This is a genomic window from Pseudomonas sp. Pseusp49, from assembly GCF_059491875.1.
In genome coordinates this window covers 3041498-3053427 of the sequence record NZ_CP168514.1, presented here as the reverse complement: position 1 = coordinate 3053427, position 11930 = coordinate 3041498, and the positions used below count along the sequence as shown (strand labels likewise).

Annotated in this window: 14 protein-coding genes; 11 read left to right on the top strand and 3 right to left on the bottom strand. The window is 60.1% G+C overall.

Going from position 1 to position 11930, the window contains the following annotated elements; genetic code table 11:
• Positions 1-81 precede the first annotated feature (81 nt).
• Positions 82-1146, top strand: a complete 1065-nt coding sequence (gene ada / locus ACEN83_RS13775; protein ID WP_495580615.1) for a bifunctional DNA-binding transcriptional regulator/O6-methylguanine-DNA methyltransferase Ada — start codon at positions 82-84, stop codon at positions 1144-1146.
• Here the strand turns inward: ada and acuI are convergent, their stop codons facing one another.
• The gene (gene acuI / locus ACEN83_RS13770; protein WP_495580614.1) at positions 1147-2130 is read right to left on the bottom strand and encodes an acrylyl-CoA reductase (NADPH); all 984 of its coding nucleotides are present in this window, start codon (positions 2128-2130) and stop codon (positions 1147-1149) included. It abuts the gene before it with no gap.
• Positions 2131-2343: 213 nt separating this feature from the next.
• On the opposite strand from acuI, the gene ACEN83_RS13765 reads away from it, so the two are divergent.
• The 8 genes from ACEN83_RS13765 (at position 2344) to ACEN83_RS13730 (ending at position 8315) form a co-directional block, all read left to right on the top strand.
• Complete coding sequence (locus ACEN83_RS13765; RefSeq protein ID WP_495580613.1) at positions 2344-3411, top strand: NAD(P)H-dependent flavin oxidoreductase; 1068 nt, start codon at positions 2344-2346, stop codon at positions 3409-3411.
• Between the two features lie 125 nt (positions 3412-3536).
• Positions 3537-4304 carry a molybdate ABC transporter substrate-binding protein gene (modA, locus tag ACEN83_RS13760; RefSeq protein WP_495580612.1) on the top strand — a complete coding sequence of 256 codons (768 nt, stop codon included), beginning with the start codon at positions 3537-3539 and terminating at the stop codon, positions 4302-4304.
• Positions 4305-4985 (top strand): molybdate ABC transporter permease subunit, encoded by a 681-nt coding sequence (modB, locus tag ACEN83_RS13755; RefSeq protein WP_007975967.1) that lies wholly within the window; start codon positions 4305-4307, stop codon positions 4983-4985.
• A 3-nt stretch (positions 4986-4988) separates the two neighbouring features.
• A complete protein-coding gene (modC, locus tag ACEN83_RS13750; protein WP_495580611.1) occupies positions 4989-6068 on the top strand; it encodes a molybdenum ABC transporter ATP-binding protein in 1080 nt (359 codons plus the stop codon).
• Positions 6069-6143: 75 nt separating this feature from the next.
• Positions 6144-7169, top strand: coding sequence for a DNA topoisomerase IB (locus ACEN83_RS13745; RefSeq protein WP_495580610.1), 1026 nt, complete (start codon positions 6144-6146; stop codon positions 7167-7169).
• Between the two features lie 72 nt (positions 7170-7241).
• Positions 7242-7463, top strand: a complete 222-nt coding sequence (locus ACEN83_RS13740; protein ID WP_007975974.1) for a hypothetical protein — start codon at positions 7242-7244, stop codon at positions 7461-7463.
• Between the two features lie 129 nt (positions 7464-7592).
• Positions 7593-7823, top strand: coding sequence for a hypothetical protein (locus ACEN83_RS13735; RefSeq protein ID WP_495580609.1), 231 nt, complete (start codon positions 7593-7595; stop codon positions 7821-7823).
• Positions 7824-8030: 207 nt separating this feature from the next.
• The gene (locus ACEN83_RS13730; RefSeq protein WP_007975979.1) at positions 8031-8315 is read left to right on the top strand and encodes a hypothetical protein; all 285 of its coding nucleotides are present in this window, start codon (positions 8031-8033) and stop codon (positions 8313-8315) included.
• Positions 8316-8331: 16 nt separating this feature from the next.
• Here the strand turns inward: ACEN83_RS13730 and ACEN83_RS13725 are convergent, their stop codons facing one another.
• Complete coding sequence (locus tag ACEN83_RS13725; RefSeq protein ID WP_495580608.1) at positions 8332-8988, bottom strand: TetR/AcrR family transcriptional regulator; 657 nt, start codon at positions 8986-8988, stop codon at positions 8332-8334.
• A 179-nt stretch (positions 8989-9167) separates the two neighbouring features.
• On the opposite strand from ACEN83_RS13725, the gene ACEN83_RS13720 reads away from it, so the two are divergent.
• Positions 9168-10010, top strand: a complete 843-nt coding sequence (locus ACEN83_RS13720) for an NAD(P)H-binding protein (RefSeq protein ID WP_495580607.1) — start codon at positions 9168-9170, stop codon at positions 10008-10010.
• Positions 10011-10103: 93 nt separating this feature from the next.
• Positions 10104-10298, top strand: a complete 195-nt coding sequence (locus ACEN83_RS13715; protein ID WP_495580606.1) for a hypothetical protein — start codon at positions 10104-10106, stop codon at positions 10296-10298.
• Between the two features lie 121 nt (positions 10299-10419).
• On the opposite strand, the gene ACEN83_RS13710 is transcribed toward ACEN83_RS13715, so the two are convergent.
• Entirely contained in the window at positions 10420-11025 is a 606-nt protein-coding gene (locus tag ACEN83_RS13710; RefSeq protein WP_495580605.1) for a transglycosylase SLT domain-containing protein, read from the bottom strand.
• Between the last annotated feature and the right edge of the window lie 905 nt (positions 11026-11930).

Sequence of the window (11930 nt, the reverse complement as noted above, 5' to 3'; positions counted from 1 at the left end):
CGAATTTGACCGCAAGCGCCGGAGTGTGTGGGAATTGCCCCATGGTTAATGTGCAGGCAACTCCTCAAAGGACGTGACGCCATGACAACCCAATCGACCAAGATCACCACCGAAAACGATCCGCGCTGGGCCGCCGTGGTCGCGCGCGACCCCAAGGCTGACGGGCAGTTTGTCTATGCCGTGAAGACCACAGGCATCTACTGCAACCCCAGCAGCCTTGCGCGCCTGCCCAAGCCACAGAATGTCGAATTCTTCGATAGCGCCGAACAGGCCCGGGCCGCAGGTTACCGTCCGAGCAAGCGCGCGGCAAAGGATCAGAGCGAACTCGCCGCGCAGCATGCCGCCACCGTGGCCGCTGCCTGCCGCCAGATTGAAAGCGCCGAAACGCTGCCCACCCTGGGCGAACTGGCCGAGGCCTCGGGATTGAGCAGCTTCCACTTCCATCGCGTGTTCAAAGGCGTCACCGGCCTGACGCCCAAGGGCTACGCCGATGCCCATCGTTCACGCAAGGTGCGCGAGCGCCTGGCAGACGGCGGTTCGGTGACCGATGCCCTGTATGACGCCGGCTTCAACTCCAACAGCCGGTTTTACGAAGCGGCAGACCAACTGCTCGGAATGAAGCCCGGGGACTACCGCGCTGCCGGGCAAAACAACGACATTCGTTTTGCTGTCGGCCAGTGTTCGCTGGGGGCGATTCTGGTGGCGCAGAGTGAACGCGGGGTTTGCGCAATTTTGCTCGGTGATGATCCGCACCAACTGGTCTGTGATCTGCAAGACAAGTTTCGGCGAGCCAATTTGATTGGCGCCGATCAGGCGTTCGAAGCGTTGATTGCCAAGGTCGTCGGCTTTATTGAAGCCCCGGCGATTGGCCTGGACCTGCCATTGGACGTGCGCGGCACCGCGTTCCAGGAACGGGTCTGGCAAGCACTGCGGGAGATACCCGTTGGCAGCACGGCGAGCTACGCCGATGTCGCGCTACGCATCGGTTCGCCAAAAGCCGTTCGCGCCGTGGCTCAAGCCTGCGGCGCGAACAACCTGGCTGTGGCGATCCCGTGCCATCGCGTGGTGCGCAGCGATGGCAATCTCTCGGGCTATCGCTGGGGTGTCGAACGCAAACGCCAGTTGCTGGAGCGCGAATCGCAGTAATCAGCGATTCACGTCCACCACCACGCGCCCGCGCAACTGCCCGGCAAGCAAGCGCGGCGCGGCCTCGATGGCTTCGCTCAAGCCGATTTCGTGACTGATCAACGGCAACAGGTTGAAGTCCAGGTCCTTGGCCAGGCGGCGCCAGGCCTCCACGCGTTTGGCTTTGGGCTGGGTCACGCTGTTGATGCCGGCCAGGGTCACACCGCGCAGGATGAACGGCGCAACGGACGCCGGAAAATCCATGCCCTGCGCCAAACCGCAGGCTGCGACGGTGCCATTGGCCTTGGTGCTGGCGCACGCATTGGCCAGGGTGTGACTGCCGACCGAATCGATCACGGCCGCCCAGCGCTCCTTGGCCAAGGGCTTGCCCGGCTCGGACAGAGTGGCGCGATCGATGATTTCGCTGGCGCCCAGTTGCTTCAGGTAGTCGTGCTCCGAGGTACGTCCGGTGGATGCGACCACCCGATAGCCGAGCCTGTTCAGCAACGCGATGGCGAAACTGCCGACCCCACCATTGGCGCCGGTCACCAGGATTTCACCCTGCCCGGGCGTCACACCGTTATGTTCCAAAGCCAGGATGCATAGCATGGCCGTGTAGCCCGCCGTACCGATGGCCATCGCCTGGGCGGCGGTAAACGCCTTGGGCAACGGGATCAGCCAGTCACCGTTCAGGCGAGCCTTCTGCGCCAGGCCGCCCCAATGCCCTTCCCCTACGCCCCAGCCATTGAGCAGGACATGGTCACCGACCTTGTAGTCCGGATGCCCGCTGACCTCTACCACACCGGCCAGGTCGATGCCCGGCACCATCGGGAATTTGCGCACCACCGGACTGCTGCCGGTGATCGCCAGGCCATCCTTGAAGTTCAGCGTGCTGTAGGCAACACGCACCGTGACATCGCCCTCGGGTAACTGATCGTCCTGGATCTCTTGCAGTGTGGCCCGGTAACCGCTGTCGTCTTTGTCGATCAAAATACCTTTGAACATTACGGCCTCTCAATGGAATCAGTCTGGTTGTGGTGCATTTGAAATAACACATGGCAGCAGATTGTCGTACTCGACTTTAAGCCAATCAGCGACCCCAGCGAGCGCCGAAGAAAGCCTGGCGAACTGAAAAGACGACTGGCCTTGCGCCAATCGTTGCGTTACAAATCCTGTTCTACCGTCCCTGTCCTGCTTCAACGTCGGAGAACACAGCACATGAACCCATGGCCAGATACCCGCATTCTTGACCTGCTCGGGATCGAACTGCCGATCATTCAGGCGCCGATGGCCGGAGCCCACAACTCGGCCATGGTGATTGCAGCCTGCAATGCGGGCGGCCTGGGCTCGATGCCCGCGGCGATGCTCAGCACGGATCAACTGCGCGAAGAGCTGAAAACCATCCGCCAACACACCCAGTGCCCGATCAACGTCAATTTTTTCTGTCATCAAACTCCAGCCCCTGATGAGCAACGCGCGCAGGACTGGAAAAACCTGCTGCAACCCTACTACCAGGAACTTGGCGCTGATTTCGATGCGCCAACACCGGTGTCCAATCGGGCACCGTTCGATGACGCGGCCTGTGAAGTGGTCGAAGCGTTTCGCCCTGAAGTGGTGAGCTTCCACTTTGGCCTGCCGGAAAAATCCCTGCTCGACCGGGTCAAAGCCACCGGTGCGAAGGTGCTGTCCTCGGCCACCACCGTCGAAGAAGCCGTGTGGCTGGAGCAGCATGGCTGCGATGCGATCATTGCCATGGGTTTTGAGGCCGGAGGCCATCGCGGGATGTTTCTCAGCAATGACCTGAGCAGTCAGGTGGGCACTTTCGCCTTGGTGCCGCAAGTCGTCGATGCGGTGAAAGTGCCGGTGATTGCCGCCGGCGGCATCGCTGACGCACGTGGCGTCGCCGCCGCTTTCATGCTGGGCGCTTCGGCGGTACAGGTGGGAACAGCGTACCTGTTCACGCCAGAGGCCAAGGTCAGCCCCTCCCATCACAAAGCCTTGCGCACCGCCAAGGAAAGCGAAACGGCGGTGACCAACGTGTTCACCGGTCGCCCGGCTCGGGGCATTCTTAATCGGGTGATGCGTGAACTGGGGCCGATGAGCACCAAGGCTCCGGCCTTCCCCCTGGCCGGTGGCGCGTTGATGCCGTTGCGGGCCAAAGGTGAAGCGGACTTCAGCAACCTCTGGGCCGGCCAGGCTTTTACTCTCGGCGTTGAATTGACCACCGAGGCACTGACTCGAAAACTGGCCGAAGAAGGACTGGCGAGGCTGCTGCGTCGCCCCTGAGGATCATTTACGTTAAAATTGTATACAGTTTTGTGAAAGCACATTCCGTTTAAAGGCAATTCGCTATATATTTCTGTACATAACGATTCACCCCCTGCTGCAATTGCCTTTAACGGAGCCGTTTCATGACCCTTCGCGCCTCACGTTTTACCCCTGCGTGCCTCACGAGCCTGCTCGCCGTATTCGCCTTCGGCTCAGCCCAGGCGGACGAAGTCCAGGTGGCTGTCGCTGCCAACTTCACCGCGCCCATCCAGGCCATCGCCGCTGATTTCGAAAAGGATACCGGGCATAAACTGGTGACCTCCTTTGGCGCCACCGGCCAGTTCTACACCCAGATCAAAAACGGCGCGCCGTTCGAAGTGTTCCTCTCGGCAGACGACAGCACCCCGAAGAAACTCGAGGCCGAAGGCGATACCGTCAAGGGTTCGCGCTTCACCTACGCAGTCGGCACCCTGGCGCTATGGTCGGCCAAGGAAGGCTACGTCGATGCCAAGGGCGACGTGCTGAAAAAGAACGAGTATCAGCACCTGTCCATTGCCAACCCGAAGGCTGCGCCTTACGGCCTGGCGGCGACCCAGGTGCTGGCCAAGGAAGGTCTGACCGACAAGGTCAAGGACAAGATCGTTGAAGGCCAGAACATCACCCAGGCCTATCAGTTCGTCTCCACCGGTAACGCCGAGCTGGGTTTTGTCGCGCTGTCGCAGATCTACAAGGACGGCAAGATCACCAGCGGTTCGGCCTGGATCGTACCGGCCAGCCTGCACGACCCGATCAAGCAGGACGCCGTGATCCTCAACAAGGGCAAGGACAACCCGGCCGCCAAGGCATTGGTTGACTACCTCAAGGGGCCGAAAGCGGCAGCTGTCATCAAGTCCTACGGCTACGAAATCTAAATGTCGCTATCGAGTGCCGATTTTTCCGCCATCTGGCTGACCTTGAAACTGGCGTCCCTGACGACCGTCATCCTGCTGATTGTCGGCACTCCGATTGCGTTATGGCTTTCGCGCACCCGCTCCTGGTGGCGCGGCCCGGTCGGGGCGATTGTCGCCCTGCCCCTGGTGCTGCCACCGACCGTGATCGGTTTTTATCTGTTGCTGGCGCTAGGCCCTCACGGGTTCATTGGCCAGTTCACCCAATCACTCGGTCTTGGCACCCTCACGTTCAGTTTTGCAGGTCTGGTCATCGGTTCGGTGTTGTATTCGATGCCCTTTGTCGTCCAGCCGCTGCAAAACGCTTTTTCCGCCATTGGCACGCGCCCGCTCGAAGTGGCTGCGACGCTGCGGGCCAATCCCTGGGACACCTTTTTCAGCGTGACCCTGCCCCTGGCCCGCCCCGGTTTCATTACCGCCGCCATTCTCGGTTTCGCCCACACCGTCGGCGAGTTCGGCGTGGTGCTGATGATCGGTGGCAACATTCCCGAGAAGACCCGCGTGGTCTCGGTGCAGATCTACGATCACGTCGAAGCCATGGAATACGCCCAGGCCCATTGGCTGGCCGGGGCGATGCTGGTGTTCTCGTTTGTCGTCTTGCTGGCGCTGTATTCCAGCCGAAAAACCAAAGCGGGCTGGAGCTGAGCGATGATTCACATGCGCCTGAAACTGGATTACCTCGGCTTCGCCCTGGACGTCGACCTGCAACTGCCGGGTCGTGGCGTAACGGCACTGTACGGTCATTCCGGCTCGGGCAAGACCACTTGCCTGCGCTGCATCGCCGGCCTGGAACGGGCCGATCAGGGTTTTATCCAGGTCAACGATGAAGTCTGGCAAGACAGCGCCAACAAGGTTTTCGTCGCGCCGCACAAACGCGCGCTGGGCTACGTGTTCCAGGAAGCCAGCCTGTTTCCTCATCTGTCGGTGCTGGCCAACCTGGAGTTCGGCCTCAAGCGCATCCCGAAACCGCAGCGTCGGGTCGACATGGCCCACGCCAGCGAATTGCTCGGCATCCGCCACTTGCTGGACCGCCATCCGCAACACCTTTCGGGCGGCGAGCGACAGCGCGTCGGCATCGCCCGCGCCTTGCTCACCAGCCCGAAACTGTTGTTGATGGACGAGCCCCTGGCGGCGCTGGATGCACAACGCAAAAGTGAAATCCTGCCCTACCTGCAGCTGCTGCACGACGAACTCGAGATTCCGGTGCTGTACGTCAGCCACTCCCAGGATGAGGTCGCGCGGCTGGCCGACCATATCGTGTTGCTCAGCAACGGCAAGGCACTGGCCAGCGGTCCGATCGGCCAGACCCTGGCGCGCCTCGACTTGCCTCTGGCCATGGGGGACGACGCCGGTGTGGTGATCGAAGGCCGCGTCAGCGCCTATGACGCGGACTATCAATTGCTGAGCCTGCAATTGCCCGGCACCAGCCTCAACATTCGTGTGCCGCATACGCCCATGGATGCAGGCCAGGCACTGCGCTGCAAGGTCCAGGCGCGGGATGTCAGCCTGAACCTGCACAGTGCCGGGCACAGCAGCATTCTCAATCGCCTGCCGGTCACCGTGGTCAGTGAAATGAACGCCGACAACGCCGCCCATGTGCTGATTCGCCTGGACGCCGCCGGCACGCCTCTGCTGGCGCGGATCACGCGTTATTCCCGCGATCAACTGAACATCCACCCTGGCCAGCAACTCTGGGCACAAATCAAAGCGGTCGCAGTACTGGCGTAAATCCGTCGGCACGACTGCAGCCGGGTGCGGTCCATGGCTGTAACGCCCCGTGATTCCTCGCCCAGGACGCCTGTCATGCCCGATGAACTGCCGCCTGACCTGCATTATGTCGATGACACCCAGCCGGGCATCACCCGCCGGAAACTGCGTGGAAAATTCGCCTATTTCGACCCGGCGGGCCAGCGCATCACCGACCCGGAGGCAATCAAACGCCTCAACGCACTCGCGGTGCCGCCGGCCTATACCGAAGTGTGGATCTGCGCCGACCCATGCGGGCACCTGCAGGCCACCGGGCGGGATGCCCGGGGTCGCAAACAATACCGTTATCATCCGCGCTGGCGGGAGGTGCGCGACGCCGACAAGTACTTGCGCCTGCGTGAGTTCGGCCTGGCCTTGCCGAAACTGCGCCAGCGACTGGAAGCCGAATTGTCGGCACCGGGGTTCAGTCGCGACAAAGTCATGGCCACGGTCATCACTTTGCTGGACACGACGTTGATCCGAATCGGCAACAGCCAATATGCCCGGGACAACCGCTCCTACGGCCTGACGACCTTGCGCAGCCGCCATGTAGAGATCAACGGCAGTGCCATCCTGTTCCAGTTCCGCGGCAAAAGTGGCGTTGAGCACCAGATCACCGTGAAAGACCGAAGACTGGCGCGGATCATCAAACGCTGCCAGGACATTCCCGGGCAGAACCTGTTCCAGTACCTGGACGAAAACGGAGACCGGCACACCGTCAGTTCATCCGACATCAACAGCTATTTGCAAACGCTCACCGGCGCCGACTTCACCGCCAAGGATTACCGCACCTGGGCCGGCAGCGTCCTGGCTCTGGCGATGTTGCGCAAACTGCAGTGGGAGCCTGAAACGGACGCCAGGCGGCACCTGGTGGAAATGGTCAAGAATGTGGCCAGGCAGCTCGGCAATACCCCGGCGGTGTGCCGCAAATGCTATATCCATCCGGCGGTGCTGGATGGCTTTGTTCTCGGTGACCTGGCGCAACTGCCAAGGACCAGAGCGCGCAAGGGGCTATCGGCCGAAGAGGTCGGGCTGGCGATCTTCCTTGAGAGAATGCCCGCCGCGCCTGAACCGACGAATTGACCTGCCTATTTTTTGCACGATCACCAATGACTTCTATAGTTGAACTGAACACGAATCCGCTGCGGAGACGCCATGGAAGACATTTTCGTCGTGAAGCGTTGCAACAAGATAATCATTCATGGCCGCCGTGCGGGTGAAAATGACCATCTGCCTCCGGATGCCGCGGTCTGGTATCGCATCGCCGATACCCGCACCCAAGGCTTTATCGGCGATGGCTACGACACTGAAGAAGACGCTCAGCGTGTTTGCCGGCAGTTGAACGCCAAATCACAAGTGACAGCCCGACAAGGTTGAGGGCCTGCCACCATTTTTTAACGGGTCTATACTGAAATGGCTGAAGGAACAGCGACCCCAACGGCAGAAAGCTCGCTCCAGGCGGGCTTTTTGCTGCCACACCAGGTTTCTTGAACGGAGGTGTCTCCCATGTCCGAAAAAGAGTCCATCACCACCCTGCTCACCTTGCTGGACTCCCGTCAGGCGCGCCTGGCTGCGGCCTGCAAGGAAATCGCCGACTGGGTCGATCATCAAGGCGGACACCCCACCGCCCTCAGAATTCGTGATCGCCTGAACGACATCGAGAAGGACACGCCGCTGATCCGGCACACGCTGTCTTCTCTCCAGCCTGCCGACCGACCTCTGCCTCGGTTCAGATGATCCGCCACGGATTCGCGGTACGAGGACAGGCCCGATTCGGGCAGCATGACCGGTGGCACTGACGCCTCCGGATAGCCGGCTGCCTGCCGAGTTTTCACCCTCTCTTGCAACCCGACCTCGTGCCGGGATTTTTTGTTGCGCAAAATCAATCGAACGCCACCGCTCACGTGGGGTCAACCGATCACACGTCACCAAGGAGACGTTCCAATGGTCACTCATTTCAAAGTCAGCGGGCACCTGGCCTGCGGTCACCACGGCAACAACCTGGTATCGACCCGCGAACTCAATCGGGTGAAATGCAGAAGTTGCCGAAACACCGACGCCTACAAAGAAGCCCGCAAGGCTGAACGCAACGCCGCCCGCCGCGCAGCACGCAAAGCCAAAGCCGTGCACACCGCCGATAACTGGCGTTCAGCCTGGACCGAACGACTGACCGCGATGGCCGGGCTGCAACGACTGCCACGGGGATTTGCCGGCCAACCTTTCGTCTAGGCAGCTTCTACTGCGATCAGATGTCCCTGCACGCGGGCTCCATGACCTCGCGCAGGGACATGCGCTTGAACGCCTCGACCAGCACGCGCCCTTCCACTGGCGTACAAGTGACCGCCAAGCGCATGGTCGCCTCGCCCAGGTGCCAGATCAAAAACGCGGATTGCCGCACCTTCAGCTCATCGCTTTGCGGATATACGCGAAGCATGGCCTGGGCCAGCAGCGCTCCGGCCCCCCGGCTCTCTTCCAACTCCAGCTGCAACAACTGTTTGTCGGCCTGCATGCCGGACCAGATGTCACGCATCACCGGCGTCGCCATCACGATCTCGTAATACAGGTCGAGCAACTGCGAATAGGCGGCCTGCAAACCCTGGGCATCCTCCACAGCCTCCAATGCCTGTTCAATGCAGCGACGGCTCTCGGCGTTGTAGCGTTCGGCGAGCGTTCGGATGACGGCGCTCTTGTCGGGAAAATACTGATAAAGGGAACCGATCGAGATCTCGGCGCGCTCGGCGATTTCACTCATCTTGAGCTGATCGCTGCCCTTGTCCGCAATCAATTGAGTCGCCGCGGTCAGAATCCGCTCCTGACGCTCGCGACTGCGCTGTTGCGTGGGATTACGCCGAACAGCTTCTGCAGCAGGCTGTTCGAGGGCTTCAGGGGTCTTTTTGCGCACGAGTGAATTTCCTGATCAATAACGTGACATGTACTCACCTTAGCATCGCCAACCTTCATGCCAAACAACAGATGCCCACCCGTCGGGCAGTTCGACCTGATGGGTTGACGCACAAACATGAGGAACTATCATCTTTTAAACGTGAGCATTACTCACATTAACCGATGGAGATGAACGCGATGAACACCGCTCAGCAAACCCTGTTGGTCCTCGGCGCCACCGGCAAAACCGGACGGCGAATCACCCAACGACTCGAAGCGGCGGGCCTGCCCGTTCGCCAGGGGTCACGCGATGCGAATCCTCCTTTCGACTGGGAAGATCGATCAACCTGGGACGCGGTAATCGAGGGTGTTCATGCGGTCTATATTTCCTTCCAGCCCGATCTCGCCGTTCCAGGCGCCGTTGAAACCATCCAGGCTTTCACCGACCTGGCGGTGAAAAGCGGAGTGCGCAAACTGGTTTTGTTATCCGGGCGCGGCGAAGTCGAAGCGGAGCAGGCCGAACGTGTCGTACAGGACAGCGGGATTGACTGGACGATTCTGCGGGCCAGCTGGTTTTGCCAGAACTTCAGCGAGGCGCACTTTCTTGACCCCATAGTGCAAGGTGAACTGGCACTCCCCGTCGGTCAGGTCGCCGAACCCTTTGTCGATGCAGACGACATCGCCGAGTGCGCCGTCGTCGCACTGACTCAACCCGGGCACACACACCAGCTCTATGAATTGACCGGCCCTCGGGCGTTGACCTTTGCCGACGCCGTGACCGAGATTGCCCGTGCCACCCATCGCAACATCGAATTCGTGGCCGTACCGGCGCCCGCCTATCGACAGGCAATGGAACAGGAACAACTTCCCCCGGCTTTGATCGATCTGGTGCTGTACCTCTGCACCACCGTGCTCGACGGCCGCAACACACCCGTGACCGATGGTGTGCAGCGGGCACTGGGGCGGCCGGCGCGCGACTTCAGCGACTACGTGCAGCGCACCGCGGCTGCGGGCATCTGGGGTAACGGGCGTCCGATGTAACGCATTGGCGAGAACAGGGTTCGTCGGCTAGGGTCTCTTGCGTATCGAACTGCGGCACCTTAATTGGCAGGAGCCTGATCAAGGAGAAAACGCATGTCACTCAATCGTAATGCCGAACAAACTTACCGCCAGTGGTCCACCCCGATCCTGCTGGAGCTCAAGGAGCGAGAGCATCAATTGCCCCCGTCAGACCGCCAGGCGTTGGAAAACGTGTTGCAGGAAAGAAGGCTGATCAACACCGGCAACCCGACCGGCAACGATCGTCGCAAGGCAGGCCCGGCTTCCTGAAAGGCATCCGGTAACCACCCTCAAGACAGAAATGATGGCGCAGAAACCGACAAGGGCTTGCATCGGCTTTCGCTGGCAAGCCCTTGATCCCGCAACGCCCGCTAGCGGAGTCTCTGCCGCGCTAGAACCACCCACCGCGATCATCTTCCAGCGCCTGGCGACACTGCTTGAGTTGGGAGCTGTAAATCTCCGATTGCTTTTGCACTTTCTGGGCAACCTGCATCAGCCACGGTTGACTGCGATAGGAATTGCGGCTAAAGCCCCCACGCCCCTCGTGATAAGCCAGGTACTGATTGTAGGTGTCCCATTTGGAGATTCCGAGCTGGCGTTGCGTGCCCGTGGTGTACCAGCCGATAAACATGATCGCGTCGTCGAAACTGTCACGTGAACCGCCGTTGCCAGTACTGTCCTTGTACTCACCCCACACCGGGTCCTGAGCCTGCGCATAACCATAGGCCGAACTGACTCGCCCCCAGGGGATCACCCAGAGCAGGTAGTCACGCGGCGGCAATGCGTCCGCCACGTAGCTGCTTTCCTGCTTCATGATCGCCATGGCCACATGCATTGGTGTCCCATATTCACTCTGCATTTCCAGCGAGTCCTCGTACCAGTCGGGATACTCACGGTAAATGTTGCAGAGATTGTCCTGATCCTTGGGTGGCATCGTCGTGCAACCTGTCAAAAACATGAACAACAAAGCCAACAGCAAAAAATTTCGTTGTGTCATTCATCACGCTCAAAAATAAGGTACTGCGCACAATCCCGGGAAACTACTGTAGGAGCTGCCGAAGGCTGCGATCTTTTGATCTTGATCTTGAACAGCAAAATCAAAAGATCGCAGCCTTCGGCAGCTCCTACAAGGGTCGGGTTGACCTGACAACCCCGATTGCAACCGGCTGAACGTCCGGATCAAGATGATCGAGATCGGCTCGACATGGAGCCCTTTCCGGACAGCGGCGGCCTGGTATCCACGGCGGATGCCCACCCGCCAAACCACTGTAGGAGCTGCCGAAGGCTGCGATCCTTTGATCTTGATCTTGAACAGCAAAATCAAAAGATCGCAGCCTTCGGCAGCTCCTACAAGGGTCGGGTTGACCTGACAACCCCGATTGCAACCGGCTGAACGTCCGGATCAAGATGATCGAGATCGGCTCGACATGGAGCCCTTTCCGGACAGCGGCGGCCTGGTATCCACGGCGGATGCCCACCCGCCAAACCACTGTAGGAGCTGCCGAAGGCTGCGATCCTTTGATCTTGATCTTGAACAGCAAAATCAAAAGATCGCAGCCTTCGGCAGCTCCTACAAGGGTCGGGTTGACCTGACAATCCCGATTGCAACCGGCTGACCGCCCGGATCAAGACGATCGAGATCGGCTCGGCATGGAGCCCTTTCCGGACAGCGGCGGCCTGCTATCCATGGCAGATGCCCACCCGCCAAACCACTGTAGGAGCTGCCGAAGGCTGCGATCTTTTGATCTTGATCTTGATCTTGACGCAGCCTTCGGCAGCTCCAAGGCACCTGAGTCAGGCAATTGCAGGCAAAAACGTCAGAAGACTTCCAGCTTGATCACGTCACCCTTATCGAAAGGGTTCTTTGTAAATTCCTGTTGCACAACGAGACCAGAGGGGGGA

Coding starts and splice junctions, on each gene's coding strand:
- ada (WP_495580615.1), top strand. CDS start 82: ATGACAACCCAATCGACCAAGATCACCACCGAAAACGATCCGCGCTGG.
- acuI (WP_495580614.1), bottom strand. CDS start 2,130: ATGTTCAAAGGTATTTTGATCGACAAAGACGACAGCGGTTACCGGGCC.
- ACEN83_RS13765 (WP_495580613.1), top strand. CDS start 2,344: ATGAACCCATGGCCAGATACCCGCATTCTTGACCTGCTCGGGATCGAA.
- modA (WP_495580612.1), top strand. CDS start 3,537: ATGACCCTTCGCGCCTCACGTTTTACCCCTGCGTGCCTCACGAGCCTG.
- modB (WP_007975967.1), top strand. CDS start 4,305: ATGTCGCTATCGAGTGCCGATTTTTCCGCCATCTGGCTGACCTTGAAA.
- modC (WP_495580611.1), top strand. CDS start 4,989: ATGATTCACATGCGCCTGAAACTGGATTACCTCGGCTTCGCCCTGGAC.
- ACEN83_RS13745 (WP_495580610.1), top strand. CDS start 6,144: ATGCCCGATGAACTGCCGCCTGACCTGCATTATGTCGATGACACCCAG.
- ACEN83_RS13740 (WP_007975974.1), top strand. CDS start 7,242: ATGGAAGACATTTTCGTCGTGAAGCGTTGCAACAAGATAATCATTCAT.
- ACEN83_RS13735 (WP_495580609.1), top strand. CDS start 7,593: ATGTCCGAAAAAGAGTCCATCACCACCCTGCTCACCTTGCTGGACTCC.
- ACEN83_RS13730 (WP_007975979.1), top strand. CDS start 8,031: ATGGTCACTCATTTCAAAGTCAGCGGGCACCTGGCCTGCGGTCACCAC.
- ACEN83_RS13720 (WP_495580607.1), top strand. CDS start 9,168: ATGAACACCGCTCAGCAAACCCTGTTGGTCCTCGGCGCCACCGGCAAA.
- ACEN83_RS13715 (WP_495580606.1), top strand. CDS start 10,104: ATGTCACTCAATCGTAATGCCGAACAAACTTACCGCCAGTGGTCCACC.
- ACEN83_RS13710 (WP_495580605.1), bottom strand. CDS start 11,025: ATGACACAACGAAATTTTTTGCTGTTGGCTTTGTTGTTCATGTTTTTG.